Genomic DNA, 25,343 nt, shown 5'->3' with positions numbered 1-25,343 from the left:
GCCTACGTCGAACAGGACCTCCACGAGATCTACCAGGGCGAGGTCCGCTACGCCCGCGACGCCTTCGAGGGCCTGCGCCTCATGGACGCCCTCATGGGCGTCAAACGCGGCGTCCCCGGCGCCGCCCTCCCGCCGCTCAAACAGCGCCGCGTCCCCCCGCGCGCCACCCCGCTCGCGGAAGCACGGGAACCCGAACCGGCCGGCCGCTCCGACATCGCCGCCGACAACCCCGTACCCGAACCCCCCTTCCTCGGGACCCGGGTCGTCCAGGGCATCCCGCTCGCCGAGTACGCCCCCTGGCTCGACGAGAGCGCCCTCTTCAAAGGCCAGTGGGGCCTCAAGGACGCCGGGTCCGCCGAGACGGAGGGCAGACCGCGGCTGCGGGCGCTGCTCGACCGCGTCGCCCGCGAGAACCTGGTCGAGGCGGCCGTCGTCTACGGCTGGTTCCCCTGCGTGTCCAAGGGCGACGACCTGATCGTCCTGGACGAGGACGGAGGCGAGCGGACCCGCTTCTCCTTCCCCCGCCAGCAGCGGGGCCGCCGCCTCTGCCTGGCCGACTTCCACCGCGCCGAGGACTCCGGCGAGGTCGACGCGGTCGCCCTCCAGATCGTCACCGTCGGCTCCCGGATCGGCCAGGAGACGGCCCGCCTCTTCGCCGCCGACGCCTACCGCGACTACCTCGAACTCCACGGCCTCTCCGTCCAGTTGGCCGAAGCACTCGCCGAGTACTGGCATGCCCGGGTGCGCACCGAATGGGGCATCGCTCAGGAGGACCCCTCCGGCCTCGACGGCATGCTGCGCACCGAGTACCAGGGCTGCCGCTACTCGCTCGGCTACCCGGCCTGCCCCGACCTGGAGGACCGGGCGAAGATCGCCGCACTCCTGCGCCCCGAGCGGATCGGCGTCGAACTGTCGGAGGAGTACCAGCTCCACCCCGAGCAGTCGACGGACGCGATCGTCGTCCACCACCCGGAGGCGAGCTACTTCAACGCGGGAGGCCGACGCCTGTGAACCCCACGTACTCGTTCGAGTTCTTCCCGCCCAGGACGGACCGGGGAGAACAGACCCTCTGGGACGCGATCCGGCGCGTCGAGGCGCTCAGGCCGGACTTCGTCTCCGTGACCTACGGCGCCGGCGGCTCGTCCCGCGACCGGACCATCGACGTCACCCAGCGGATCGTCACCGAGACCACCCTGCGGCCCGTCGCCCACCTCACGGCCGTCGGCCACTCGGTCGCCGAACTGCGCTCCATCATCGGCGCGTACGCGGACGCCGGCGTCCGCGACGTCCTCGTCCTGCGCGGCGACCCGCCCGGCGACCCGCGCGGCACGTGGACCCCGCACCCCGACGGATTCACCCACGCCCACGAACTCGTCGCCCTCGTCCGCTCCCTGGGCGACTTCCGGATCGGCGTCGCCGCCTTCCCCGAAGGCCACCCCCGGTCCCCCGACCCCTCCACGGACCTCGCGCACTTCGTCGCCAAATGCCGGGCAGGCGCCGACTACGCCATCACACAGATGTTCTTCGACCCCGAGGACTACCTGCGGCTGCGCGACCGGGTCGCCGCCGCCGGCTGCGACACCCCGATCATCCCGGAGATCATGCCGGCCACCGACGTACGCCAGATCCGGCGCTTCGCCGAACTCAGCGACGCCGCCTTCCCCGAAGACCTGGCACACCGCCTGGACGCGGCCAGGAACGACCCGGCCGCCGCGTACCGCATCGGCGTCGCGCACGCCACCGCGATGGGCCTGCGGCTGCTCGACGAAGGCGCGCCCGGCCTGCACTACATCACGCTCAACAAATCGACGGCGGCCCTCGAAATCCACCGAACCATCCTCAGCGCAAGGAGCGTTGTCCATGTCTGACGTCACCACCGGGTTCACCGACTACAAGGTCGCCGACCTCTCCCTCGCCGCCTTCGGCCGCAAGGAGATCACCCTCGCCGAACACGAGATGCCCGGCCTCATGTCGATCCGCCGCGAATACGCCGCCACCCGGCCCCTCGCCGGCGCCCGCATCACCGGCTCCCTCCACATGACCGTGCAGACCGCCGTCCTCATCGAGACCCTCGTCGCCCTCGGCGCCGAGGTCCGCTGGGTCTCCTGCAACATCTACTCCACCCAGGACCACGCCGCCGCCGCGATCGCCGCCGCCGGCATCCCCGTCTTCGCCTGGAAGGGCGAGACCCTGGAGGAGTACTGGTGGTGCACCGAGCAGGCCCTGACCTGGCCGAACTCGCCCACCGGCGGCCCGAACATGATCCTCGACGACGGTGGTGACGCCACCGTCCTCGTCCACAAGGGTGTGGAGTACCAGAAGGCCGGCGCCGTCCCCGACCCGTCCACCGCCGACAACGACGAGCACCGGGTGATCCTGGAACTGCTGCGGAGCACGACCCTGGACTGGTCGGTGATCGCCGCCGGCATCCGCGGCGTCACCGAGGAGACCACCACCGGCGTCCACCGCCTGTACGAGATGCAGCAGGCCGGCGACCTCCTCTTCCCGGCGATCAACGTCAACGACGCCGTCACGAAGTCGAAGTTCGACAACAAGTACGGCTGCCGCCACTCCCTCATCGACGGCATCAACCGCGCCACCGACGTCCTCATCGGCGGAAAGACCGCCGTCGTCTTCGGCTACGGCGACGTCGGCAAGGGCAGCGCCGAGTCGCTGCGCGGCCAGGGCGCCCGCGTCATCGTCACCGAGATCGACCCCATCTGCGCGCTCCAGGCGGCGATGGACGGCTACCAGGTCGCCACCCTGGAGGACGTGGTGGAGACGGCCGACATCTTCATCACCACCACCGGCAACAAGGACATCATCATGGCGTCCGACATCGCCCGCATGAAGCACCAGGCCATCGTCGGCAACATCGGCCACTTCGACAACGAGATCGACATGGCCGGCCTCGCGCGGATCCCCGGAATCGTCAAGGACGAGGTCAAACCGCAGGTCCACACCTGGACGTTCCCCGACGGCAAGGTCGTCATCGTCCTCTCCGAAGGCCGCCTCCTCAACCTCGGCAACGCGACCGGCCACCCCTCCTTCGTCATGTCGAACTCCTTCGCCGACCAGACCCTCGCCCAGATCGAGCTGTTCACGAAGCCCGAGCAGTACCCGGTGGACGTCCGCACCCTCCCCAAGCACCTCGACGAGAAGGTCGCCCGCCTCCACCTCGACGCCCTCGGCGTCCACCTGACGACCCTCCGCCCCGAGCAGGCGTCGTACATCGGGGTCCCCGTCGAGGGCCCGTACAAGCCGGACCACTACCGCTACTGAGGACCGCATGTGTACCGACTGTTCGCCCGCGCAGGACGTACGTGACCCGTGGCTCCCCGACCGTCTCCTCACGACGGAACGGGACCTCCTGATGCCGCTCCTCCGCCGCACCCCCGAAGAGGCGTACGCACTCCGCACCGCCTGCCCCGGCTGGACCACCCGACAAGTCCTCGCCCACTGCGGAGCAGCCCTCGTCCGCATCGTCGAGGACCGCCTGGAAGAAGGCGTCTTCCTGCCCGAAGCCAACGCCGCCGACGTCGCCGAACGCGAGGACTGGCCCCTCGGCCGCGTCCTCGACGAACTCGAACACGGCCTCACCCAGGCGGGACCCGTCATCGCCGCCCGCGACGACGACCGGCTCGACGCCGTCGCCCTCGGCGAATGGGTCCACGCCGGCGACGTCCGCGAGGCGCTCGGCGAACCCGGCGCCTACTGCGGCGCCAGCCTCGACCTCGCCCTCCCCCTCCTCTCCGTCACCAGCCGCAACCGCTCCACCCCCCGCCTCATGGGCCTCCTCGCCGACCGCGACGACCACCCCGTCGCCCTCGGCAACCCCATCCCCGGCCGGGCCCCCGCCACCTTCCACGGCGACTCCGCCACGCTCATCCGCATCTACTCCGGACGTCCCCTCGTCCGCACCCGCTACCACCTCACCGGCGCCACCGAACAAGAACTCCTCCTCTACCGCTAACCCCCACCCGTGGTGCCCGCACCCCGTGGGCCCCGCACCCCGTGGGCCCTGCTCGTGGCGCCCACCCCCAAGCGGGCCCACCCGCGAGTGGACCCCGCACCCCGTGGACCCCGCCCGTGGTGCCCGCACCCCTGGGCCCCGCCCGTCGCGTTCCGGTCCGTGGCCCCGCCACCCGTGGGACCCACGCCCCCGGGGCGCCCTCGTGCGGCCCCACCTCCGTGTGGGCAATCGTCCCGCTGGGGCGGGACGGGTGGGCACACGGGACGGCGCCCTTGGCGGCGCCTCCGCCCCTTGTGCCTGGGCCCGCACCCGTACGACGCCGAGCTGTCGGTGCGGGTTCGGGCGCGGAAGCCTAGGCCCGGCAAGGGGCGCCGTTCCGTTGTGCCCACCCGTTCCGCCCCAGCGGAACGATTGCCCACAACGGGGTGGGCCCGGACTGGCCGGCCCGGCTCGGCCTGCCCGGCAACGAGTGCCGTCCGTGGTGCCCACCCGTTCCGCCCCAGCGGAACGATTGCCCACAACGAGGGGGGGGGCTCGGACTGGCCGGCCCGGCAACGGGCGCCGTCCGTGGTGGCCACCCGTTCCGCCCTGGGGGAGGCACCTCCCGGACGGGCGGAACGCATGCCCACAGCGGGGGCCCGGCCCGGCCTCGCCTCAGTAGGCCGACGCCGCTCGACGGCCCGGCCCGGCCGCCTGTTTCGCATCATCGACCCGAAGGGACCCAGTCATGTCCGCAACGCTCGACCGTCTGCTCCGCGCGGAGACCTTGGCGCACGCCGACGCCCCGGCTGTCGAGTTCGAGGGGGAGGGGCTGACGTTCGGGGAGTTGTCGGAGGCGGCGTTGGTGGTGGCGGGGAGGTTGAGGGGGTTGGGGGTGGGTGCGGACGTGCGGGTGGGGGTTTATGCGGAGCCGTCGTTGGAGTTGGTGGTGGGGGTGTGGGGGGTGGTGTGTGCGGGCGCCGCGTATGTGCCGCTGTCGCCGGAGTATCCGGAGGAGAGGGTCCGGTACATGATCGAGGACAGCGGGGCGCGGTTGGTCGTGACGCAGGAGCATCTGCGGGATCGGGTGGGGGAGTTGGCGCCGCCGGGGACGGTGGTCGTGACGCTGGGGGACGCCGTGCGGCACGCGTGGCGGTCGGCGGACGCGAGAGACGCGAGGGACGCGAACGACGCGACGGACGCGAACGACGCGAGCGAGCCGGAGGCGTACAGCGTCGGCGAGAGGGATCTCGCGTATGTGATCTACACGTCGGGTTCGACGGGGAAGCCGAAGGGCGTGATGGTCGAGCACCGCTCGATCGTGTCGCAGATGCGGTGGATGGCGGAGGAGCACCGGCTCGGCCGGGGCGCCGTCGTGCTGCAGAAGACGCCGATGAGTTTCGACGCGGCGCAGTGGGAGATCCTGGCGCCGGCGGTCGGGGCGCGTGTGGCGGTGGGCCCGCCGGGGGTGTACCGGGATCCGGAGGGTCTGGTCGATTCCGTGCGGGCGCACGGGGCGACGATGCTGCAGGGCGTGCCGACCTTGCTGCAGGCGTTGGTGGACACGGAGCGGCTGGCGACCTGCACGACGCTCCGCCGGGTGTATTCCGGCGGCGAGATCCTTTCCCGGAACCTTGCCGCGCAGCTCCTCGCGGAGCTTCCGGACGTGGAGTTGATCAATCTCTACGGGCCCACCGAGTGCACCATCAATGCTTCCTCGCACACGGTCGACCGTGCCACGGTCGGGGCGGAGGGTCCGTCCGCGATCCCGATCGGGAGACCGGCTCGGGGCACGACGTTCCACATACGCGACGGTGAGTTGTGCATTGGTGGTGTCCAGGTGGCGCGGGGGTATCTGGATCGCCCGGAGCTGACGGCGGACCGTTTCGTCGTGGCGGAGTCCGGGGAGCGGTTGTACCGTACGGGCGATCTGGCGCATTGGAACGAGGACGGCACCGTCCAGTTCGCGGGCCGGGCGGACAACCAGATCAAGTTACGCGGCTTCCGTGTCGAGCTGGACGAGATCGCGCTCGCGATCGAGGACCACGACTGGGTCAGGAACGCGGCGGTCATCGTGAAGGACGAGCTCCGCACCGGCTTCCAGAATCTCGTGGCCTGCGTCGAGCTGTCCCCGAAGGAGGCCGCCCTCATGGACCAGGGCAACCACGGCGCGCACCATCGGTCCAAGGAGTCGAAACTCCAGGTCAAGGCCCAGCTTTCCCATGCCGGTACCCGTGATGACGCCGACCTCGCCGGCCGTCTCGCCGTGCAGCTTCCGGGCGTCGTTCCCACCGCCCGCATGCGAAGTGCCGTCTTCGCCCGCAAGACCTACCGCTTCTACGAGGGCGGCACTCTCACCCGCGGGGACCTCCTCGCGGCCTTGGCCCGCCGTCCCGAGGGCATCGGCTCGCGTGCGATCGGCAGTCTGACGCTCGCGGATCTCGGCGAGATCCTGCGCTGGTTCGGCCAGTTCGCCAGTGAGGAGCGTCTTCTTCCCAAGTACGGCTATGCCTCGCCGGGCGCCCTGTACGCCACGCAGCTCCATCTCGAAGCCCGCGGTATCGCCGGCCTCGATGCGGGCACGTACTACTACCACCCGGTCCGGCACCGGCTGTACTTGACGGCTGCCGCGGCGGCCGACGGGGACCCGGTGCTCCGCTTCTCCTTCCACGGCAAGCGGTCCGCCATCGAGCCCGTGTACAAGAACAACATCCAGGAGGTCCTGGAGATCGAGACCGGCCACATGACGGGTCTCTTCGAGGAGATCCTCCCGGGGTACGGCCTCGACGTCCGCCCGTACGGCGAGCACGGCGGCGTCGAGGTGGTGCCGTACGACGTCGGGACGCGCACCGACCCGGACCTGGACCTCTACGTCCAGGTGCACGGCGACGGGATCCCCGACCTTCCGCGCGGCCACTACGCCTACGCCGACGGCGACCTGCTGCGTATCTCGGACTCCCTCGTCGAGAAGAAGCACGTCATCGCGATCAACCAGGCGGTGTTCGAGCGCGCCTCCGTCGGCATCACCGCCGTCAGCCGCACGACCGACCCCTCCCGCGCCTACGTCGACCTGGGCCGCGCCCTCCAGCGCCTCCAACTCGGTGACCACGATCTCGGGTTCATGTCCTCCGGCTACAGCTCCAGGACGGGTCACCCCCTCCCCGCGGCCCGCCGTGTCGACGAGATCCTCGCCGCCGCCGGCCGCCCCACCGGCCCGTCCTACTTCTTCGTCGGAGGCAGGGTCAGCGAGGAGCAGCGGGCGAGTGAGGGCATGTACGAGGACACGGTCCACATGAAGGGCCCCGCGGAGATGATCCGCGACGACCTCGTGCACCACCTCCCCGACTACATGATCCCCAACCGGGTCGTCGTCCTGGACCGGCTTCCCCTTTCCGCCAACGGCAAGGTCGACACCAAGGCCCTGGCCGACCTGGCGGTCGTCAACGCCGGCCTCCACGGCCGTCCCCACGTCCCGCCCCGTACGCGCACGGAGGGCCGCCTCGCGGAGATCTGGGCGGCGGCCTTGAAGTACGAGGACGTGGCGGCCGTCTCCGTCCTGGACGACTTCTTCGAATCCGGCGGCAACTCCCTGATAGCCGTCACGCTGATCACGAGGATCAACCGCGAGTTCGACGCCCGGCTCCCCTTCCAGATCCTCTTCGACCGTCCCACGGTGGAGAAGCTCGCCCATCAGCTCGACGGCGCCGCCGCCACCCCCGCCTCCCGTCTTGTCCGGCTCCACGCGCCCGGCGCCCAGTCGCCCGTCTACTGCTGGCCCGGCCTGGGCGGGTACACCATGAACCTCCGCCATCTGGCCGAGGAGATCGGCATCGACCGCCCCTTCTACGGGGTCCAGGCGCACGGCATCAACCGGGGCGAGGAGCCGTACTCCACCATCAGCGCCATGGCCGCCGCCGACGTCGCCGCCATCCGCCGCCGTCAGCCCACCGGCCCCTACACCTTGTGGGGTTACTCCTTCGGTGCCCGCGTGGCCTTCGAGTCCGCCCACCTCCTGGAGGCGGCCGGCGAGCAGGTCGAGCACCTGTTCCTGATCGCGCCGGGTTCCCCGAAGGTCCGCTCCTCGGAGACGGGCGGCGCGACCTACGACAACCCGGCGTTCGTGGCGATCCTGTACTCCGTCTTCGCCGGCACGATCGACCCGACGGTGACGGCCGCCGACCGGGAGGGGTTCGTCTCCCGGGTCGCGGAGGACTTCCCGTCCCTGGACCCGGACCTGGTCTCCCGCATCGTGGCCGTCGTCGAGGAGACCTTCGAGTTCACCTACACCTTCCGCGAGCTGCGGGAACGCCAGGTCCGCTGCCCTGTCACCCTCTTCAAGGCGCAGGGCGACGACTACTCCTTCCTGGAGCACGCCACCGGCTGGTCCACCCGCCCCCCGACGGTCGTCGAACTGGACGCGGACCACTACAGCCTGTTGCGGCAGCCGGACCTGAGGGAGCTGGTGAAGAAGATCCGCTATCGGCTGGGGTTGTAGCCGGGAGGGGGAGGCATGGCCGCGAGGGTGGCCCGGAAGGCGCGGGTGTCGGGGTGATCGGGCCCCTGGACCCGTTCGGAGTCCGCCACCACTTCCTGCCACAGGCGGTGCGCGTCGGCGTGGCGGCCTGTGTCCCCGTAGAGGGTGGCGAGGTTGGCGCGGCTGGCGAGAGTGTCAGGGTGGTCGCCGCCCAGGAGGCGTCGGCGGGCTTCTGCGACCTCCTCGGTGATCGCAAGGGCTTCTGTGTCGCGGCCCAGGTTCGAGTAGACGGCGGCGAGGTTGCCGCGGGTGATGAGAGTGTGGGGATGGTCGGCGCCCAAGAGGTGCAGGCGCGCGGTGAACACGTCTTCGAGGATCTCGGCGGCTTCGTTGTTGCGATCCGCTTGCCAGTAGCCGGTGGCGAGGTTGTTGAGGGCGGCGAGGGTGTCCGGATGCTCGGCGCCCTGGAGCCGACGTCGGCGCGCGACCACGAGTTCCTGGATCTCGATGGCCTCACGGGTGCGGAGTGCTTCCCAGTAGCTGCTGGCGAGGGTGTTGAGGACGGTAAGGGTTTGGGGGTGATCGGCGCCCAGATGTCGCTGACAGGTGGTGACCACTTGTTCTTGGATCTCGATGGCCTCGTTGACGCGGCCCGCACGCAGGTAGCTTGAGGCGAGGTTGTTGAGGGCGGCGAGGGTGTCCGGATGCTCGGCGCCCAGACGCTCCTGACGGACCGCGGCCACCTGTTCTTCGATCTCTATTGCTTCGTTGACGCGGCCCGCACGCAGGTAGTTCGCGGCGAGGTTGCCGAGGGCCATGAGGGTGTCGGGGGCGTCCGCGCCGAAGAGTCGCCGACGGGTGGCGACTACCTGCTCTTGGATCTCCATGGCTTCGCTGATCCGACCCATTGCCCCGTAGCTGCCGGCGAGGTTGTGGAGGGCGGTGAGCGTGTCACGGTGCTCGGGGCCCAGGATGCGTTCGTGGTCGGCGGCCACCCGCTCCTCGATGGCGATGGCTTCGCCGGTCCGTCCCGCCTGGTCCAGTGCCAGGGCTACATGAGCGCGGGCGATGAGGGTCTCGCTGCGCTCGGCGCCCAGCAACCTGTGGGCGGTGTCCGTCATGACCGTCCAGAAGGCGATTGCGGACTCGGCGAGACCCGCGTCGAGGAGGCTGCTGCCGGAACGGTGCAGTACCGGATGCGGCTGAGGACGCCACAGGTGGTTCTGAGCATGGTCGGCCAGGACGTCCGTATTGGCACGCAGGATGGCTGCCAGTTCCTGGTGCACCTGGTCGACCTGTGGCCAGATGTCGAGGAGCGCGTCCCCCACCGTGATCGCCAGCGGACCGAGGACGGACTCGGGCATGGCTTCCCGGACCGCTCGTGCGGTGAGGGCGTGGATGCGGACCGCCCGGGGCTCGGCGCGGGTGTCGTAGGTGATCAGCGCGTAGCGGTGGAGGAGGCGCAGTACCGCGTGCGTCCGGTCCGGCGTGGCGGGGGCGTCTCCGGCCACGGAGAGGTGGTCGAGAAGCGGCGTCGTCGTCCACAGGCTGTGGGGATGGCCGGCCGGGTCGAGCAGGGCGGCCATGCGGAGGGCGGGGACGGCGACGCCGGTGCGGTCGGTGGCCTGGGCGGCTTCCAGGGAGAGGAGCAGTGCGGCGGAGATCTGGCGGCCGTAGCCCTCGGCGTCCGCGGTCTCCGGGAGGGCTTCGTCGAGTCGGGTGCGGCGGTCGGTGAAGAGGTGGAGGTAGGCGGTGCAGGTCAGCTCTTCGTTGATCATGTGGGCGGCGGCGAGGCCGAGGGCGAGGGGGAGGTGGCCCAGGGCCTCCGCGAGGCCCGGGGCGCGGTCGTCGAGGAGGTGGGCCATGTCGTCGCCCGTGAGGCGCTCCCGCAGGTAGGCGTCGGCTTCCTCGGGGGAGTACACGTCGATGTCGATGCGGTTCCGCCCGCCGCCCGTCAGTCGGGAGTCGTTGAGGCGGGTGGTGGCGAGGACCCAGCCCGTGCCGGTGCGTCCGGCGGGCCACCAGGAGCCGAGGTCGGTGGGGTGGGTGATGTCGTCGAGGACGACGAGCCAGCGGCGGTCCGTCGTGGCGAGCCAGCGGAGGAGAGTGCGCGCGTCGGACTCGGGGTCCTTGCCGGTCGCGCCGGGGAGGTGGAGGTCTGCTGCGGCCTGGGCGTACTGGGTGATGACCTGCTGGGCCTCGGTCGCGGACGCCCAGATCACCAGGTCCACCCCGTCGGCCAGCGCGTCGAGGGCGCAGGACGCGGCCAGTTGGGTCTTGCCGAAGCCGCCGCCGCCGGAGAGGACCTGGGTGAGGACGACGGTGCCGCGGGCGGACCGGAGGGCGTCGATGCGTTCGCGGAGGCCGCTGCGGGGCTGGAAGGCGGAGGCGAGGGTGGGGATGGGGCCGACTTCGACGGGCCAGGTGACGCCGTCGGCGCCGGGTGTGGCGGGTCGTGCGGTGACGGGTTCGGCGGCGGTGGTGGTGCCGGGGTGGCCGTGGCGGGCGATGAGCGGGGCGAAGCCGGGGCGTTCGAGGGCTTCGTGGAGGGGGACGGCGTGGAGGCGGCGCCAGTCCATGGTGCGGTTGTCCTCGACGGCGACGCCGACGAGCCGGTTCTGGCAGAAGATCGCCGAGCCGGAGGCGCCGGCCCACGGGCGTTGTCCGTCGCGGCCGGGTGCGGGCCAGACCGGGCAGTCGAGGACCCAGCCGGGGAGGGAGGTGCCGATGACGGACAGGTGGCCGTGCAGGTCCTCGAACTGTGCGGCGGGGGCGTCGTCGGCCGCGAAGGCCGGGAAGCCGGCGCCGGTGAAGGGGATGCGGGCGGTGCCGTCCGGACGCCCCCACCGCACGGGCCCCTTCCCGGCGTGCACGGGTGCGTCGAGCCAGAGCAGGGCGATGTCCGGGGCGTCGTCGGGGGGTATGCCGTCCCGGGTGTCCGGCCAACACACCTCGGCCTGGCGCTCCGTGGTCTCCCCGAAGCGGGGGTGGCCGACGCGGGCTTCGACCCGCCCGGCCCATCGGCCGCCGTCGAGCACGACGTGCAGCGCGGTGAGGACGAGCTGGGGGCCGACGAGATAGCCGGAGCCGGACCCCTGGGGGTCGGCGGTGCGGACCCAGACGAGTCGCTGTGGGTCCATGGCGGGCCTCCGGTTCGAACGAGGGCGCCAAGGAGCGGCGTCCCGTCATCAGTGTCGCCCAACCGCCCCGCCCGCCGCAGGGGTTCGACGGGTGGGGCGGATCACTTGGAGGTGATGAAGCGGAGGGCGAATCCGGAGGCGGTGGTCCAGTGGGTGACGAGCTGGCCGTCGTCGGCGTAGAGCCTGGCGGCGGGCATGGGGACGTCGATGGCGCTGCCCGCGTGGGTGCCGGGTGTGGCGCCCTGGAGCGTGATCGAGATGCTCGTGGCCTCGTACTCGTCCCGGCCGCCGCCGGCGACGAGGAGGGCTGCGTGGCCCTCGCGGCCGGGGTCGAGGGTGACGGGCTTGCCGGGGTCGGGGTCGCTGTCCTTGATGACGGGGGTGTCGGCCTGGGAGTCGGCGCCGACCCTGACGTGCGGGTAGCGGTGGAGGTTGCACTTCTTGTCGCTGACGTTCTGGACGGTGAGGAGCACGTGGCGCGGGTCCTTGCTGTCCGCGGGCTCCAGCTGGGAGGAGACGGCGAGCTGTTCCTGGGTGCAGGTGGCGACGGTGGTGGTTCCGCCGCCCGAGCCGCCGCCCGGCTTCTTCGTCGCGGTCGCGCTCGGCCTGGCCGTGGGCGTGCCCTCGGGTTCCGACGTGGTCGTGTCCTCGGGCCGCGGCGACGCGGTCCCGCCGGGTGCGGCCGAGCCCGTCGCGCTCGGCCGCCCCGCTCCCGTGTCGTCGCCGGTCCCGTCGTCCCCGCTCGGCCCGCACGCGGTGGCGGCGAGCAGGGCGGCGGCGACCGCGGCGCCGACGGCGTGGGGCCGCAGGCCCCTGGACGTGGTGGTCGGCCTGGCAGAAGTCCTCATGATGTATCCCCCGTGGTCGGCCCTGCGAGGCCGTGTCCGTCGTCTCGCCCGGTGGCGCGGGCGAGCGGATTCTGCTCGGCGACGAACCACGACACACGGGCACAGATGTTCTGTTACCGACTCAGGGCAGGGAGGGGTCGGTTCCGTCGGCAGTCGCCGCAGTGCGTCTCGCTCCCGTCGGGACGGAACAGCATCGGCTGGGTGTGCCCCTCGCCCGCGCACTCCCGCGCGCCCTCCAGTCGGACCGACAGCCGTGGCTCGGGCGGTCCTTCGGCCTCGGCGGCGGGGACCACGCGTGGCGGCACCTCCCGCAGCAGGTACCTCACCAGCCCGCCCGGGCGGTGTACGGGCGTCCCCGCGCCCGGCAGTCCGCGCAGGACGTGCTCGTGCACCTCGGCCGAGCCGTACCCGGCCTCCAGCCACCGCGCGGCGAGCCCGGTCAGTTCCTCCCGCATCCCCGGCGGGATGTTCCGCAGCGCGGGGGAGAGCAGGGGCAGGACGCCGACGAGCGCGCGGGCCTCTTCGTGGAGCGGGCTCTCGGGTGGGGCCGGGGCTTGGGGCGGTGCCAGGTTCTGGGGCGGCGCGGGGGCCTGGGGCGGTGCCGGGAGTCCTCCGGCAGGTGCCGGGGCCGGGGCTGCCTCGGGAGGTGACCCCGCCTCCGCCGGCGGAAGGTCGGAGGTGTCTTCTCCCGGTTGTTCTTCTGGATGACCGCCAGTGGGCCGGATCCCCGGCCCACCGGCGACCGGCCCACCGGCCGCCGGAAAACGACGACCCGGTGCGAGCTGCGGGGACATCCGCTCCGGGCTGGCCGGCACGGGGTCCCGCGCGAGGAGTTTCACGGCCTGCTCGGGGCTCAACGGAACGCTGGAGAGGAGTTGTTGGGTCGTCCAGCGGCCGCCCGCCACCTGGACGCGCCGCTCGTGGAGGAAGCCCTCATCCTTGAGCTGGAGCTTGGCCTTGGTGAAGGCGCATGCCCCGATCCGGGCACGTTCGGCTGTTCGGGACAGGGGTTCCCGGGCGCCGCGCGGAAGCGAGAGCTGCCAGGTCAGGAGCCGGACGGCGTCGGAGCTGAGCCGGGGATGGCGAATGATGTCGTGCGAGAGCTGGGTGAAGGCCCGCACGGGCGCGTTAAAGTGCCGGTAGATCACGGTGGACTCGTATTCCACTAGTGGTTCAGGCCCCCGTCGATGGTTGCGAGCCATCGGCGGGGGCCGTTTTTCGTGAACGTAGCGCATATGCCAAGCGCATCCGGCCGTACTTCATGAAGATCGCTCTTGTGGGTGACGGGACGTCACCGGCGTTGCCGCTCAGGCGGAAAGCGCGCCCTCCCGCGGCTGTACGTCCGCCGCCATGTCCACGACGGTGTCCGCCGCCTGGGTGACGACCGGGTCGTGCGTCGCCACGACCGTCACGCAGCCGTGTTCGTGCGTGGTGCGGGAGATCAGGCCGACGAGGTCGTCGGCGCGGGTGCGGTCGACGGCGGCCGTCGGTTCGTCGACGAGGAGGAGTTCGGGTGCGAGCAGGAGGGCCCGGGCCAGCGCGACGCGCTGGCGTTCGCCGCCGGAGAGCTGGTCGGGGCGGTGGGCGAGGCGGTGGCCGAGGCCGACCTCGTCGAGGAGGGCGCGGGCCTGGGCGTGCAGGGTGCGGGGGCGGCGCCCGGTGAGCGAGGCGGCGGCGAGGAGCTGCTCCTCGGAGGTGAGGCCGGTGAGGAGGTTGCCGCTCTGGAACATGTAGCCGATGCGTTCGCGGCGGGCACGGGCGCGCTCCCCGTCGGTGAGCGCGGCGAGGTCGGCGCCGTTCAGGAGGACCTGACCCCCGTCGGGCCGCAGCAGGGCTCCCGCGACGGCGAGGAGCGTCGACTTGCCCGAGCCGGACGGGCCGACGAGGGCGGTGAGGACGCCCGGGGCGAAGGACACGTCGAGTCCGCGCAGGGCGGTCGTACGGGACTCGCCGCGGCCCAGGGTGACGGTGACGTCGTGGAGGTGGAGGCTCATCGGGCGGCTCCCAGCATGGTCATGGGGTCGACGGTGGTGACGCGGCGCAGGGTGAGCGCGGAGCCCGCGAGGCCGACGAGGGCCACCGCGGCCATGGTGCCCGCGAGGGTCCCGGCGGGCAGGCTGAAGGGCACCTTCTCGCCGACGAGCAGGCCGAGCCCGGCGGCGAGGGCCGCGCCGACGGCGGTGCCGGTCGCGACGACCACGGCGGCCTGCGCGAGGGTGTGGCCGAGGAGGCGGCGCCGGGAGGCGCCCATGGCCCGGAGCAGGGCGAGTTCGGGGGTGCGCTGGACCGTCCAGACGGCGAAGAACGCGCCGACCACGAGCGGGGCGATCAGGAACAGGAAGGTCTGGATCGAGGTCATCGTGAGGCGCTCGCCGTCGTAGCCGGGGGCCGCGGCGAACGCGCTCTCCAGGGGAACGGCGGCGGTGTCGTGACGCCGGTCGGCTGCTTCGAGCACCGCGGTGTCGGCCCCGTCGGGGAGCCGGAGCGCCATGGCGCTGTACTGGACCGGGAGCCCGGCGGTCGGGGTCGACGCGGTCGCGCCGGGTGCCGTGAAGCGGATCTGGCGCCAGGCGTCGGTGGTGACGTACGCGACGGGCACGTGCCCGTACGAGGAGCGGCCGGTGCTGCCGACGACCTCCAGGCGGATGCCGAGGCGGTCGACGGTCAGGATGTCGCCGACCCGCACGCCCTCGTTCAGGAGCTGGCGGGAGACGACGACGCCGTGCGGGCGGGCGGCGTCCAGCGGGCGCCCGTCGTCGGCGCCGGGGTCGGTGAAGGCCCCGGGGACGACCCCGAACGCGGCCAGGTCGACCTCGGTGCCCCGGCCGGTCGTGCCGCGCGTGATCGTCACGCCCAGCGGGGTGGCCTCGACGCCCTTCTCGCCGCTCCAGCCGGCGGCGGTGCGGTCGTCGATCAGGCTGCGGGCGAACTGGTCGGAGTCCGAGCCCGAGGCGAAGGCGACATGGGTCGCGGGCAGGCGGCGTAGGGCGGAGACGGTGTCGTCGCCGAGTCCGGTGGTGAAGCCGGACACGATGCCGACGAGCGCCGAGACGAGGACGACGACGCTGCCCATCAGCAGGAAGCGGCCGCGGGCCGCTCTCAGTTCCAGCAGGGCGAGGAACACGGGTTCCCTCCAAGGATAGGGACGATGCGTCCCCAAGATAGAAGATGGCGACGCTACGTCCCTAAGGGGGTCCCCAAAGGGCCGGGCTCATAGACTTGACCCGTGCCCAAGATCCACGCCGCCACGGTCGCCGACCACCGCTCCCAGCAGCGCGCCGCCCTGCTCGAAGCGGCCCGCGAGGTACTGGAGGAGGGCGACGCCTCCCAGGTGACCTTCGCCGAGGTCGCCCGCCGCACCGGCCTGGCCCGCAACAGCGTCTACAAGTACTTCCCCGACCGGCACCACCTGCTCACCGCCGTCGTCCGCGAAGCCGCGCCCCGCTGGACCGGCCGCATCCACGCGGCCCTGGCGGCCGCCGGCGACTCCCCGGAGGAGCGCGTCGCCGCCTACGTCACCGCCCAGCTGGAGATGGTCCGCGACGGCGAGCACCGCCTCGCCCGCGCCGTCGCCGACGAACAGGACGCCGCCGCCCTCCGCGCCGGCGCCGACACCGCCCACCGCGCGCTCCTCGACCCCCTCGTCGACGCCCTCCGTGACCTCGGCGACGACGACCCCCTCCTCACCGCGCGCTTCCTCCAGGGCTTCGTCAACGCCGCCACCACCGCCCTGGAATCCGGCAGCGACTACGACACCGTCACCGACCGGGCCGTCCGCCTCACCGTCGCCGCGCTCAAGGGCCTCACCCCCGCGTGACCCCCACGTCCGCCGCGATCAGGAGGACCGCCGCGCCGGCGACGCCGACGTGCTGATGACCCGTACGGCCCCGCGCGGCGTCAGACTCGCCCGCTCCTCCGGACTCGCCGGCCAACACTGATCCGCCACGGCCTCCCACAGATATCCGCTGGGCCGCACCAACGTCACCAACGCCCCGTGCACGTACCGCACTCGTCCCGTCAGCGCCCGCTGCGCGTCCGTCACCACATCCCCGACCCGGTACCTCACCCGGCCTCCGTCCGCGCCGCCGCCGCGCACAGCAGCGCCGTCAGCAACTTCGCCCCGCCGACGCCGACGACCCCCAGCCCGAACCGGTGCACATCCCCGCCCGGCGCGTGCGTCACATCCCGGTAGAGCCCGTTCGTGGGAAGACCCGCGGCATCCATGGCCGCCTTGAGATCGCGGTAGACGCGGGCGGCCTCGGGCTCGGACACGGGCCGGATCGGGGGAGCGTGCGTGGTCGTCGGCATGGAGGGCTCTCTTTCTGGTGGATCTCCTCCGGAACGACTCCACGATGACGTGACCGGACCTACGCTCACCAGGAGTTGAGTTCCATGGCGCGGGTGAGGAACGAGGCATATGCCAGGAGCGAAGGAACTGGACCCCGGCGACAGCATCGAGCAGTACCTCGGAAACGTGGTGCGCGAGGCACGCCTGGCACTGGGGCGTGAGTGGACCCAGGCGTACCTGGCGACGAAGGTCTTCAGCAGCGGCAGCCGGATCTCCGAGATCGAGCGCGGCGAAGACCCCCCGGACCGCGACCTGGCGAAGAAGCTGGAGATGGTCCTGCGGCTCCCGCCGGGTTCTCTCGTCAACCTCGTCAAGATCCTGACCGACCAGAACGTCCGCGACTACGCCAAGACCTACATGCGGCGCCAGCTCGAAGCCACCGCGATACACGAGTTCTCCATCGTCGTGCCCGGCCTCCTCCAGACCGCCGGCTACGCCCGAGCCGTGATGGAGGCGGGCCTCGCGGGCGACTCCGGCCAGATCGGCGGCTTCGTCGGCAGACGACTGGAACGCCAGGCCGTACTCGACCAGCCCGACCCGCCCTGGATGATGATCGTCCTCGACGAGGCGTGCCTACGCCGCGACATGGGCGGCGGTCAGGTCATGCGGGACCAGATCGAGCACCTGATCACCATGTGCGAACGCCCCAACGTGAACATCCAGGTGCTTCCCATGAAGGCGACACCGGTGCCGGGTTCCGTCGCGCTCCTCACCCTTCCCAGAGGGGAACGCGGGGCATACACCGAAGGGTTCAGCGCCGGTAACTACACGGAGGAACCAGCCGAGGTGATGCGATTCCAGCGTGTCTATGATCTGTTGCAGCAGGGTGCGTTGGGCGTCCGGGCGTCCCTGGAACTGATGCGTGCTATCGCGAAGGAACACCATGACTGAAACCTCCCCGAGCTGGCACAAGAGCACGTTCAGCGGCGCCGACAACGACGCCTGCATCGAGGTCGCCGACAACCTCCCCGGCACCGTCCTCGTCCGCGACACCAAGGACCGCGCCAAGGGCGAGCTCACCGCCACCCACGCCGCCTGGTCCGCCTTCACCGCGTTCGCGGGGACGTACGCGGTCTGACGGCCGGACTCAACGCGCCTTCCGCTTCTTCCGGTTGGGGCGGGACACGCGCACCAGCGTGTCCAGTTCGCCCACGGCCGCGTGGAGGTGGGACGGGCCGCGGCGGAGGCGTTCGCCGGCGCACCACCAGGACAGTCGGCCGTCGGCGTCGCGCGGGTGCATGCCGAGGTCGTGGTCGGGGCACAGTGGCCATGCCTGCCACAGGCGCTCGACGACGGTCTCCTGGGCGGCGTCGGCGACGGCCTCCAGGGCGGTGGCGGGGTCGTCCGCGGCTTCCGGGGGGAGGGAGTTGCCGTGCCACTCGCCGTTGGCGAGGGCGATGTGGACGGCCTCCGGCTCGCCCTCGGCGTAGGGCGGAAGGGCCATCAGTCGCAGGGGTTCCCGGTCGGGCAGGGTCGCCGCCAGGTCCCGGTTGAGGAGGGCGAGGGCGCGGTCCCACGCGGGGTACTCGCCCGGTATGACGTGGCGGGACTGGAGGGGGTCGATGAAGGGGTTCATGGGGCCATCCTCGGGCCCGTCGCGCGGGTAGCTCGTTCGGGCCCGTCGTCGTGCGGGTGGGCGAGGGGGCTGGTCTGCTGGTCGGGAATCCCTTTCCCGGCAGGTACAGGAGCAGAACCATGGCCGTCATCGTCACCGTCGAGATTCCCGGTGGTACGCAGGCGCAGTACGAGGAGAACACCGCGCAGCTCAAGGCCGCGGAATGGTTTCCGCCGGCGGGGTTCATCGCGCACGCGGCGGGTCCGGACGGGACCGGCGGGTGGCGGGTGGTGGACTTCTGGGAGTCGGAGGACGACTTCCTGGCGTTCGTGGAGAACGCGCGGCCGATCTTCGAGCGGAACGGGATGCGGACGATGATCCCGAAGGTGCAGGAAGCCGTGAACGTGATGCTGCGCCAGTAGCGGCGAGCGGGCCGAAAACCCTTTGCGGGGCGGGTACGGGGGCGGCAGTCTCTCGGCCATGACCCGTCATTCCGACCGCCCTGCCGCGGACTCCGGCCTGCCCGCCGCCGGCCCCCGCCCCGTCGCGGACCTGTTCTCCGCCGACGGGCGCCTCAAGGCGATCCCGCGCAAGCCCGCCCGCCGGGAGGCGCTTCTCGCGCACCTGACCGAGACCCTGTTCGACGCGGAGCGGGACTACCGCGAACCCGAGGTCAACGAGGCCCTGCTCACCGTCCACGAGGACTTCTCGGCGCTGCGCCGGTATCTCGTCATCGGCGGCTTCCTCGCCCGGACGAAGGACGGTTCGGCGTACCGCCGACAGCAGCAGCCCGGCGTCCCCGGAGGCTCGATTCCCGCCGTCGCGTGACCGGCACGGTGGTGGCCGGGCTGCTGGCCGGCTACGGGATCGCGATTCCGGTGGGCGCCGTCGGGGCGCACCTGGTGGCGGTCGCGGCGCGCTCCCCGTGGCGTACGGGTGCGGGCGCGGCGCTGGGCATCGCCGCCGCCGACGGGCTGTACGCGCTGCTCGCGGTGCTCGGCGGGGCGGCCCTGGTCCCGGTCATCGCCCCGGTGACGACGCCGCTGCGGTGGATCTCGGCCGTGGTGCTCGTCGGGCTGGCGGTACGGGCGACGTGGACGGCCGTACAGGCGTACCGGGCGCGCTCGGCACCGACACGGGACGGAGCGGATGCCCCGCTCACCCCGGTCCGGGCCTTTCTCGCCTTCCTGGGCATCACGATCCTCAACCCGATGACCGTGATCTACTTCGCCGCCCTCATCCTCGCCCGGGGCCCTTCGGCCGCCTTGACCTTCACCGAAGGCGCCGTCTTCGTCGCCGCCGCCCTGCTCGCCTCCGTCAGCTGGCAGCTGCTGCTGTCGACCGGCGGGACCCTGCTCGGCCGGGTGCTGACAGGGCCGCGGGGCCGGCTGACGACGGCCCTCGCGTCGAGCACGCTGATCGCCGTGCTCGCCGTGGGACTGGTGAGATGACGGATGGCGGGCCGGTCCCCGGAGCCCGTGCCCCGGGAACCGGCCCGCCGCAGCTTCGCTAGCGGCTCGGGATGTAGGTGGCGCAGCTGCCGCCGCCGTAGGTGGCGATGAGGAGATCGGTGCCGGTCTTCGGACCGACGATGCCGTCGGCGGGCAGGCCGTCCCAACGCTGGAACGCCTTGATCGCGCCGGCCGTGTCCGGACCGAAGGCACCGTCCTCGGCGATCTGGTGGTAACCGGTCGAGGCGTACAGGTCGTTGAAGAGGTCCTGGAAGCACCGCACGCCGTTGTACGTGTTCGCCTGGCCGTAACCGATCCAGGGCGCGGAGGGGTTGGCCTGGGCCGGCGCGACCCACGCGCCCGCGGCGAGCGCGGTGCTCGCGGCCACGAATCCGAGTCGCGCCATCGGCGTCCTGACGTTCATAGGTAAGCCTCGATTCCTGCTGGTGTCGGCGTTCCGGCTGCCCCACACCCCCGTGCCGGGGCAACCACCATCACCCTGCCGCCCTCCTCCAACACCCCGCCAACAGACGATCAACGGCTTGCCAGGAAGTCGAAGTCGAGGAAGCCCTCCGCGTTCCGCTGAAGCCACCGCAGCGACCGCGCGCGGTCGTCCGCGCTGATCGATGCCGCTACGGCCAGCGCCCGATCGATCGTGCCCTGCGTGGTCGTGGTGCCGAGCCGCCGCTGCGCCAAGGCGAGCATCTCGTCGTCGATGTCGACCAGGATCTTGGACATCAGGGCCTCCGGTAGGTCGTCTCTGCCGACAGGGGGAGTATGCGTCGAACTGCCCACAGGCTGTCCCTTCCCGGCTGTCCCTCGTCGAGTCGCCGCGTTCCCGGGGTCCCGGGACGTCTCGGGGGGCGGTATCGCCTTGCTTCCGTGGGGGAGGAGGCGTCAGGCTCCTGCGCTGGTCGTCGGAACGGCGGCCCGGGGTGTCGGAATTTCGGGGGGAATCGTGACGGGGCGGGGACTGGGCGGGGGGCTGCGGCAGCGGCATCTGGCGATGATCGCGATGGGGGGTGCCATCGGGGCCGGGCTGTTCGTCGGTTCGGGCTTCGGGATCGCCGCGGCGGGGCCGGGGATTCTCGTGGCGTACGCGGCGGCGGGGGTACTGACGACGCTGGTGATGCGGATGCTGGGGGAGATGTCCGCGGCCCGCCCGGTGACGGGCTCGTTCGCGGAGCACGCGCGGCGGGCGTTCGGGCCGTGGGCGGGGCTGCTCGCCGGCTGGATGTACTGGGCGCTGCTGGTCGTGAGCGTCGCCGCGGAGGCCGTCGGGGCGGCGCACATCGTCGGCGGCTGGCTGCCGGGGGTGCCCGGCTGGGCGTGGGTGGCCCTCTTCATGAGCGTGTTCACCGTGAGCAACCTCGCCGGGGTGCGGAACTTCGGCGAGCTGGAATTCTGGTTCGCCGGACTGAAGATCGCCGCCATCGCCGGCTTCCTCGTCCTCGGCGCCGTCGTGCTCGCGGGGCTGCTGCCCGGCCACCCCTCGCCCGGCGCCGCGCACCTCACCGGCGACGGCGGCTTCCTGCCGCACGGCTGGCACGGCGTCGCCGTCGGCATGGTCGCGGCCGTGTTCGCCTTCGGCGGCCTGGAGACGGTCACCATCGCCGCGGCCGAGTCCGCCGACCCGGTCCGCGCCGTGCGGACGGGCGTACGGGCCGTCATGTGGCGGGTCGCGGTCTGCTACCTCGGCTCGATGGCCGTCATCGTCACCCTCGTCCCGTGGAACGCGCCGGGCGTGGCCGACGGCCCGTACGCCGCCGTGATGGACCGCATCGGCGTCCAGGGCGCCGCCGACCTCATGAAGGCCGTCGTCCTCGTGGCCCTCCTGTCGGCGATGAACGCCAACATCTACGGCTCGTCGCGCATGCTGTACGCCCTGGTCGGGCGCGGCGACGCGCCCCGCGCCCTGGGCCGGCTCCGTGCCGGCGTCCCCTACGCGGCCGTCCTCGCCTCCGCCGCCTTCGGCTTCGTCTCGGTCGTCCTCAGCCTGCTCTGGCCGCGCACGGTCTTCCCGTTCCTGCTCAACTCCATCGGCGCCGCGATCCTGCTCGTCTGGGCCCTGATCGCCGCGTCGCACCTGCGGCTGCACGGGCCTTCCGTACGATCCTGCCTCGCCCTCGCGGGCATCGGCGCGGTGCTGCTCTTCATGCTCGGCGACGCGGCCAGCCGCACCCAGCTCCTCACGACCGGCGGCTGGGCGGCCGCCCTGCTGGTCTGGGCGTGGATCAGGAGCGCGCGTACCGGGCCAGGAACAGATCCACTCCCGAGCTGATCACCCGCGTCAGCTCCGCGTCGTCGATCTCGGCTTCGGGCGAGAAGGTACGGACGAGCTGCGGCACGCCCAGCGTCGCCGCCACCAACTGCTGCACGGCGAGCACCGGGTCGGGCGCGTCGAGGGAGCCCCGCGCGTTCAGCTCGGTGAACGCCTCGACGAGCGGGCCGTTGTTCATGTCGTAGCTCACCCGGTACCAGAGCTGCCCGAGCTGCGGGAAACGGTCGATCTCGCCGATCACCAGGCGCCGCAGCGACATGATGTCCGGGCGCAGCAGGATCCGCGCCCAGTCCGTCGTGAGCTTCACGAGCGCGGCCCGCAGGTCGGGGGCATCCGCGATCGTGGAGTTGGACGGCTCCAGATCGGCGTACGTCTTCGGCAGGACACCGCCGATGACCGCGAGGAACAGCCGCTCCTTGCTGCCGAAGTGCTTGTAGATCGTCGCCTTCGAGACCCCCGAACCGCGGGTGATCGCGTCCATCGAGGCCGCCGAGTACCCCTCCGCCAGGAACTCCGCCAGAGCCGCGTCGATGATCGCCTGACGCTTGCGCGAGGCGGCGTCCGCGGGGTCCGGGATGATCGGGATGCCGTACTCGTCGGTGGCGTCCTGGGTCTCGGCTCCGGCTCCCATGGGGTGTCCTTACGAGGGGTGACGGGGGAACCGTCAGTATATGAACTGAACGGTTTGGTCTGCAAAGCTCGGGACGGGGCCCCTGCGGGGCGGCGGGCCGACACGGGGTGGGGCGGGGTCGGGCTCGCCGGTCGGGCGGCCGGTCGGCTGGTCCGCGTTGGCTGATCGGCTGGTCCGCCCGGCCGGGCGGCCGGGCGCCAGTCCGTCGGTCCGCGTGGCCGGTCCGCCGGTCCGCGTCTGACGGTCCGCCGGTCAGGTCGTCGGGGCGGCCAGGGCCGCCAGGGCCGGGCCCGCCGCCACGCCCGTCAGGAACGCCAGGTTGAACAGGCTGATCGCGAGGCCGTGGCGGGCCGTCGGCAGGCTGCCGGTCGCGGCACCGGTGAGGAGCCCCTGACCGCCCGCGGTGACGAGCGCGCTGGTCCCCGAGCCGACGAGGACGGCCACCGGCCACGGCGCGGTCAGGGCGAGGACGAGCGCGCCGGCCGAGCCGAGTGCCAGGAGGACGCGGACCCGGCGGGCCCCCAGGACCAGCGCCGAGCGGATCAGCAGCCAGGACAGCAGGGCCCCGGCGAGCGCCGCCAGCGACGCGGCCGCGCCCGTCTCCACGGAACCCCAGCCGGTGAGAGCGGCGACGCGGCGCGGAGCCGCGTACATCAGGGCGAAGTTGACCGTGGCGACGGCGAGCATGAGCCCGGCGGCGGCGCGGAAACGGCGGTTGCCGAGGATGTCGAGAGGGAGCGGGAGGGGACGGCTCCGGCGGCGGTCGTTCTTGGCGCTCGGGCCCGCGCCTGCGCTTGGGCTCGGGCCTGGGCTCGGGCTCTGGGCCCGGCCTGGGGTCGGGCTCTGGGTCTGGGACAAGCTCTGGGGCCGGCTCTGGGTCGGGCTCGGGGTCCGGGGCTGGCTCGTGCTCGGGCTAGGGAGATGGGGCTGGGGCCGGCTGTGGCCGTCGCCTTCGCCCCGGACCACGGACGCGCCCTGTCCCTCTTCCGCCAGGCGGAGGGCCGGGAGGAGGGCCAGGAGGCTGAGGAGGGGAAGGATCAGGGCCGCGCGCCAGCCGAGGGCGCCGGCGACGGCCGCTCCGGCGAAGAGGCCGACGGTGCCGCCGGCCGCGCTGCCGATGGCGACGAGACCGGGGGTGCGGCCGGTGGAGTCCCGGCCGGCGAGCTGGAAGGCGGCGACGTTCAGGCCCGCCGCGCCCGCCGCCTCCAGGGCCCGGCCCGCGACCGACAGGGGGAGGCCGGGCGCGAGGAGGACGAGCAGCGCGCCGAGGACGACGAGGACGGCGGCGGCCCGGATGACCCCGGCCGGGCCGTGCCGCCGCCCCGCCGTGGCCGACAGGAGGGGTGTCCCGGCCGCCATGCCGAGCCCGAACGCCGTCATCAGCCAGGCCGCCGACGCCGGCGAGACGGCCAGCTCGCGGGCCGCCTCCGGCAGGGCGAGACTCGGACCGGACACGCCCATCGCGGCGGGCGCGGCGAGCGCCGCCAGAAGCAGGCCGGTCCTGGCCCCACTGCGCGGAGCCGCCGTACGCGCGGGTGCCGACAGGGCGGTCACGACGCCATCCGCCCCATCAGGCCCCGCCTGAAGTCCTGCTCCGCCTGCCGGAGTTCGGCGACGGTGTTCATCACGAACGGTCCGCTGCGGGCCACCGGCTCGCCGATCGGCTCACCGGCGAGGACGAGCACCTCGGCCGCCCAGCCGGAGCCCGTGGCGCCGGGGGCCGTACCGGCCGGGGGCGTGGCGACTGGGGTCGTACCGGCGGGAGTTGTGGCGCCGGGGGCGGTATCGGCGGAGCCCGCGCCGCCCGGGGCCGTTCCGGCGGAGGCAGTGGCGCCCGGAGTCGTACCGGCGGGGTCCGATCCGGCCGTCGGGTCCTCCTCGGTGCCAACCGCGTGGACCGTGAAGCGTTCGCCGTCGCGGGCGAGGACCGCGAGGTGGCCGTCGGCGAGGTGTTCGCCGGCGACGGTGGCCGCGCCTCGGAGGACGTACACCATCGCGTTGTGTCCGGCGGGGACGGTGAACTCGGCGCGGCCGTCGGGTGCGAGGCGCCCGTGGACGACGAGGAGCGGGGTACGGGTCGCGAACGGTCCGGTCGCGCCGTGGCTGCTCCCGGCCAGGACGGTCAGCGAGGCGCCCTCGGGGGTGACGGCGACGGGGAGGTCGGCGGCCTCGGCGTTCTGGCTGTGCGGCGGGACGCCCTTGAGGCGGGCGGGGAGGTTCACCCAGATCTGGAGCATGTGCTGCCGCCCGCCCGCGGCGAGGAACTCCTCGGTGGGCAGGGCCTCGTGGACGATCCCGGAGCCGGCGGTGAGCCACTGGACGCCGCCGGCGCGGACGACGGCCCGGTGGCCCCGGGAGTCGGCGTTCGCGATGTCGCCGTCGAGCACGTACTGGATCGTCTCGAAGCCGCGGTGCGGATGCGGGGGCGCGCCCTTCGCCTCGCCGGGGCCGAGGTCGGTCGGGCCGACCTGGTCGACCATCAGGAAGGGGTCGACGAAGGGGACGTCCTCGGTCGGGAAGGGGCGGCGGACCGGGAATCCGGCGCCTTCGTACGTGTGGAGGGGGCGGGTGGCGCGGGCGACGGTCCGCTCGGTGACGGTCCGGTCGGCGGCGACGGCGGGGGACTCGCTCGGGTGAGTGGCCATGCGTCGAATGAACTACAC

Annotated in this window: 24 protein-coding genes; 12 read left to right on the top strand and 12 right to left on the bottom strand. The window is 72.5% G+C overall.

The genetic code is table 11. The features are described 5' to 3' along the window. The 5 genes from ACFVZH_RS34530 to ACFVZH_RS34510 form a co-directional block, all read left to right on the top strand. A partial coding sequence (locus ACFVZH_RS34530; protein ID WP_384903687.1) for a vitamin B12 dependent-methionine synthase activation domain-containing protein occupies positions 1-1,011 on the top strand: 1,011 nt, incomplete at its 5' end. Next, a complete protein-coding gene (metF, locus tag ACFVZH_RS34525) occupies positions 1,008-1,868 on the top strand; it encodes a methylenetetrahydrofolate reductase [NAD(P)H] (protein ID WP_384903686.1) in 861 nt (286 codons plus the stop codon). The genes ACFVZH_RS34530 and metF, both read left to right, overlap by 4 nt. Further along, a complete protein-coding gene (gene ahcY / locus ACFVZH_RS34520) occupies positions 1,861-3,282 on the top strand; it encodes an adenosylhomocysteinase (RefSeq protein ID WP_384903685.1) in 1,422 nt (473 codons plus the stop codon). The genes metF and ahcY overlap by 8 nt, the downstream gene beginning before the upstream one ends. Positions 3,283-3,289: 7 nt before the next feature. Then, complete coding sequence (locus tag ACFVZH_RS34515) at positions 3,290-3,973, top strand: maleylpyruvate isomerase family mycothiol-dependent enzyme (RefSeq protein ID WP_384903683.1); 684 nt, start codon at positions 3,290-3,292, stop codon at positions 3,971-3,973. A gap of 727 nt (positions 3,974-4,700) precedes the next feature. After that, positions 4,701-8,447, top strand: coding sequence for an amino acid adenylation domain-containing protein (locus ACFVZH_RS34510; protein ID WP_384903681.1), 3,747 nt, complete (start codon positions 4,701-4,703; stop codon positions 8,445-8,447). Here the strand turns inward: ACFVZH_RS34510 and fxsT are convergent. From fxsT to ACFVZH_RS34485, 5 genes are all read right to left on the bottom strand, one after another. Then, positions 8,429-11,566, bottom strand: coding sequence for an FxSxx-COOH system tetratricopeptide repeat protein (fxsT, locus tag ACFVZH_RS34505; RefSeq protein WP_384903679.1), 3,138 nt, complete (start codon positions 11,564-11,566; stop codon positions 8,429-8,431). The genes ACFVZH_RS34510 and fxsT overlap by 19 nt on opposite strands. A gap of 101 nt (positions 11,567-11,667) precedes the next feature. After that, on the bottom strand, positions 11,668-12,414 hold the full coding sequence (locus tag ACFVZH_RS34500; RefSeq protein ID WP_384903677.1) for a DUF4232 domain-containing protein: 747 nt from the start codon (positions 12,412-12,414) through the stop codon (positions 11,668-11,670). A gap of 113 nt (positions 12,415-12,527) precedes the next feature. Continuing rightward, positions 12,528-13,562 carry a hypothetical protein gene (locus ACFVZH_RS34495; RefSeq protein ID WP_384903675.1) on the bottom strand — a complete coding sequence of 345 codons (1,035 nt, stop codon included), beginning with the start codon at positions 13,560-13,562 and terminating at the stop codon, positions 12,528-12,530. A gap of 159 nt (positions 13,563-13,721) precedes the next feature. Further along, positions 13,722-14,408: an ABC transporter ATP-binding protein gene (locus ACFVZH_RS34490; protein ID WP_384903673.1), complete on the bottom strand. Its 687-nt coding sequence runs from the start codon at positions 14,406-14,408 to the stop codon at positions 13,722-13,724. Next, positions 14,405-15,538: an ABC transporter permease gene (locus ACFVZH_RS34485; protein WP_384903671.1), complete on the bottom strand. Its 1,134-nt coding sequence runs from the start codon at positions 15,536-15,538 to the stop codon at positions 14,405-14,407. Before ACFVZH_RS34485 ends, ACFVZH_RS34490 begins: the two co-directional genes overlap by 4 nt. A 102-nt stretch (positions 15,539-15,640) precedes the next feature. On the opposite strand from ACFVZH_RS34485, the gene ACFVZH_RS34480 reads away from it, so the two are divergent. Continuing rightward, positions 15,641-16,231, top strand: coding sequence for a TetR/AcrR family transcriptional regulator (locus tag ACFVZH_RS34480; RefSeq protein ID WP_384903669.1), 591 nt, complete (start codon positions 15,641-15,643; stop codon positions 16,229-16,231). Between the two features lie 245 nt (positions 16,232-16,476). Here the strand turns inward: ACFVZH_RS34480 and ACFVZH_RS34475 are convergent, their stop codons facing one another. After that, positions 16,477-16,722 carry a hypothetical protein gene (locus ACFVZH_RS34475; protein ID WP_384903667.1) on the bottom strand — a complete coding sequence of 82 codons (246 nt, stop codon included), beginning with the start codon at positions 16,720-16,722 and terminating at the stop codon, positions 16,477-16,479. Between the two features lie 109 nt (positions 16,723-16,831). Between ACFVZH_RS34475 and ACFVZH_RS34470 the strand changes: the two genes are divergently transcribed. Beyond that, complete coding sequence (locus tag ACFVZH_RS34470; protein WP_384903665.1) at positions 16,832-17,653, top strand: Scr1 family TA system antitoxin-like transcriptional regulator; 822 nt, start codon at positions 16,832-16,834, stop codon at positions 17,651-17,653. Further along, on the top strand, positions 17,646-17,840 hold the full coding sequence (locus ACFVZH_RS34465; protein ID WP_384903664.1) for a DUF397 domain-containing protein: 195 nt from the start codon (positions 17,646-17,648) through the stop codon (positions 17,838-17,840). Before ACFVZH_RS34470 ends, ACFVZH_RS34465 begins: the two co-directional genes overlap by 8 nt. 9 nt (positions 17,841-17,849) lie before the next feature. Here the strand turns inward: ACFVZH_RS34465 and ACFVZH_RS34460 are convergent, their stop codons facing one another. Then, positions 17,850-18,338 carry a hypothetical protein gene (locus tag ACFVZH_RS34460; RefSeq protein ID WP_384903662.1) on the bottom strand — a complete coding sequence of 163 codons (489 nt, stop codon included), beginning with the start codon at positions 18,336-18,338 and terminating at the stop codon, positions 17,850-17,852. 119 nt (positions 18,339-18,457) lie between these two features. On the opposite strand from ACFVZH_RS34460, the gene ACFVZH_RS34455 reads away from it, so the two are divergent. From ACFVZH_RS34455 to ACFVZH_RS34445, 3 genes are read left to right on the top strand one after another with little or no spacing between them, the layout of a single operon-like run. Further along, positions 18,458-18,739, top strand: a complete 282-nt coding sequence (locus ACFVZH_RS34455) for an antibiotic biosynthesis monooxygenase (RefSeq protein ID WP_384903660.1) — start codon at positions 18,458-18,460, stop codon at positions 18,737-18,739. A 58-nt stretch (positions 18,740-18,797) separates the two neighbouring features. Next, the gene (locus ACFVZH_RS34450) at positions 18,798-19,145 is read left to right on the top strand and encodes a DUF2087 domain-containing protein (protein ID WP_384903658.1); all 348 of its coding nucleotides are present in this window, start codon (positions 18,798-18,800) and stop codon (positions 19,143-19,145) included. Next, positions 19,142-19,768, top strand: coding sequence for a LysE family transporter (locus ACFVZH_RS34445; protein WP_384903656.1), 627 nt, complete (start codon positions 19,142-19,144; stop codon positions 19,766-19,768). The genes ACFVZH_RS34450 and ACFVZH_RS34445 overlap by 4 nt, the downstream gene beginning before the upstream one ends. A gap of 58 nt (positions 19,769-19,826) precedes the next feature. Here ACFVZH_RS34445 and ACFVZH_RS34440 read toward each other — a convergent pair whose 3' ends face one another. Both ACFVZH_RS34440 and ACFVZH_RS34435 read right to left on the bottom strand, forming a co-directional pair. Next, positions 19,827-20,174 (bottom strand): peptidoglycan-binding protein, encoded by a 348-nt coding sequence (locus ACFVZH_RS34440; protein WP_384903654.1) that lies wholly within the window; start codon positions 20,172-20,174, stop codon positions 19,827-19,829. A gap of 128 nt (positions 20,175-20,302) precedes the next feature. Next, on the bottom strand, positions 20,303-20,506 hold the full coding sequence (locus ACFVZH_RS34435; RefSeq protein WP_384903652.1) for a DUF2191 domain-containing protein: 204 nt from the start codon (positions 20,504-20,506) through the stop codon (positions 20,303-20,305). Positions 20,507-20,774: 268 nt separating this feature from the next. Between ACFVZH_RS34435 and ACFVZH_RS34430 the strand changes: the two genes are divergently transcribed. Continuing rightward, entirely contained in the window at positions 20,775-22,049 is a 1,275-nt protein-coding gene (locus tag ACFVZH_RS34430) for an amino acid permease (RefSeq protein ID WP_384903691.1), read from the top strand. Here ACFVZH_RS34430 and ACFVZH_RS34425 read toward each other — a convergent pair. From ACFVZH_RS34425 to ACFVZH_RS34415, 3 genes are all read right to left on the bottom strand, one after another. After that, positions 22,003-22,680 carry a TetR/AcrR family transcriptional regulator gene (locus tag ACFVZH_RS34425; RefSeq protein ID WP_384903650.1) on the bottom strand — a complete coding sequence of 226 codons (678 nt, stop codon included), beginning with the start codon at positions 22,678-22,680 and terminating at the stop codon, positions 22,003-22,005. The genes ACFVZH_RS34430 and ACFVZH_RS34425 overlap by 47 nt on opposite strands. Positions 22,681-22,932: 252 nt before the next feature. Continuing rightward, a complete protein-coding gene (locus ACFVZH_RS34420) occupies positions 22,933-24,234 on the bottom strand; it encodes an MFS transporter (protein WP_384903648.1) in 1,302 nt (433 codons plus the stop codon). Then, on the bottom strand, positions 24,231-25,325 hold the full coding sequence (locus ACFVZH_RS34415; RefSeq protein ID WP_384903646.1) for a pirin family protein: 1,095 nt from the start codon (positions 25,323-25,325) through the stop codon (positions 24,231-24,233). Before ACFVZH_RS34415 ends, ACFVZH_RS34420 begins: the two co-directional genes overlap by 4 nt. Positions 25,326-25,343 lie beyond the last annotated feature (18 nt).

Source organism: Streptomyces sp. NPDC059534, from assembly GCF_042743475.1.
Classification (GTDB): domain Bacteria; phylum Actinomycetota; class Actinomycetes; order Streptomycetales; family Streptomycetaceae; genus Streptomyces.
Note: the sequence above shows the minus strand (reverse complement) of the source record. Positions and strands in the feature narration are given on the sequence as shown.

Excerpts from the sequence above, each read along its gene's own strand:
- ACFVZH_RS34470 (WP_384903665.1), top strand. The coding sequence starts at position 16,832 with ATGCCAGGAGCGAAGGAACTGGACCCCGGCGACAGCATCGAGCAGTAC.
- ACFVZH_RS34490 (WP_384903673.1), bottom strand. The coding sequence starts at position 14,408 with ATGAGCCTCCACCTCCACGACGTCACCGTCACCCTGGGCCGCGGCGAG.
- ACFVZH_RS34440 (WP_384903654.1), bottom strand. The coding sequence starts at position 20,174 with ATGGCGCGACTCGGATTCGTGGCCGCGAGCACCGCGCTCGCCGCGGGC.
- ACFVZH_RS34425 (WP_384903650.1), bottom strand. The coding sequence starts at position 22,680 with ATGGGAGCCGGAGCCGAGACCCAGGACGCCACCGACGAGTACGGCATC.
- fxsT (WP_384903679.1), bottom strand. The coding sequence starts at position 11,566 with ATGGACCCACAGCGACTCGTCTGGGTCCGCACCGCCGACCCCCAGGGG.
- ahcY (WP_384903685.1), top strand. The coding sequence starts at position 1,861 with ATGTCTGACGTCACCACCGGGTTCACCGACTACAAGGTCGCCGACCTC.
- ACFVZH_RS34465 (WP_384903664.1), top strand. The coding sequence starts at position 17,646 with ATGACTGAAACCTCCCCGAGCTGGCACAAGAGCACGTTCAGCGGCGCC.
- ACFVZH_RS34515 (WP_384903683.1), top strand. The coding sequence starts at position 3,290 with ATGTGTACCGACTGTTCGCCCGCGCAGGACGTACGTGACCCGTGGCTC.
- ACFVZH_RS34430 (WP_384903691.1), top strand. The coding sequence starts at position 20,775 with ATGATCGCGATGGGGGGTGCCATCGGGGCCGGGCTGTTCGTCGGTTCG.
- ACFVZH_RS34475 (WP_384903667.1), bottom strand. The coding sequence starts at position 16,722 with ATGCCGACGACCACGCACGCTCCCCCGATCCGGCCCGTGTCCGAGCCC.
- ACFVZH_RS34415 (WP_384903646.1), bottom strand. The coding sequence starts at position 25,325 with ATGGCCACTCACCCGAGCGAGTCCCCCGCCGTCGCCGCCGACCGGACC.
- ACFVZH_RS34500 (WP_384903677.1), bottom strand. The coding sequence starts at position 12,414 with ATGAGGACTTCTGCCAGGCCGACCACCACGTCCAGGGGCCTGCGGCCC.
- ACFVZH_RS34510 (WP_384903681.1), top strand. The coding sequence starts at position 4,701 with ATGTCCGCAACGCTCGACCGTCTGCTCCGCGCGGAGACCTTGGCGCAC.
- ACFVZH_RS34435 (WP_384903652.1), bottom strand. The coding sequence starts at position 20,506 with ATGTCCAAGATCCTGGTCGACATCGACGACGAGATGCTCGCCTTGGCG.
- ACFVZH_RS34450 (WP_384903658.1), top strand. The coding sequence starts at position 18,798 with ATGACCCGTCATTCCGACCGCCCTGCCGCGGACTCCGGCCTGCCCGCC.
- ACFVZH_RS34460 (WP_384903662.1), bottom strand. The coding sequence starts at position 18,338 with ATGAACCCCTTCATCGACCCCCTCCAGTCCCGCCACGTCATACCGGGC.
- ACFVZH_RS34455 (WP_384903660.1), top strand. The coding sequence starts at position 18,458 with ATGGCCGTCATCGTCACCGTCGAGATTCCCGGTGGTACGCAGGCGCAG.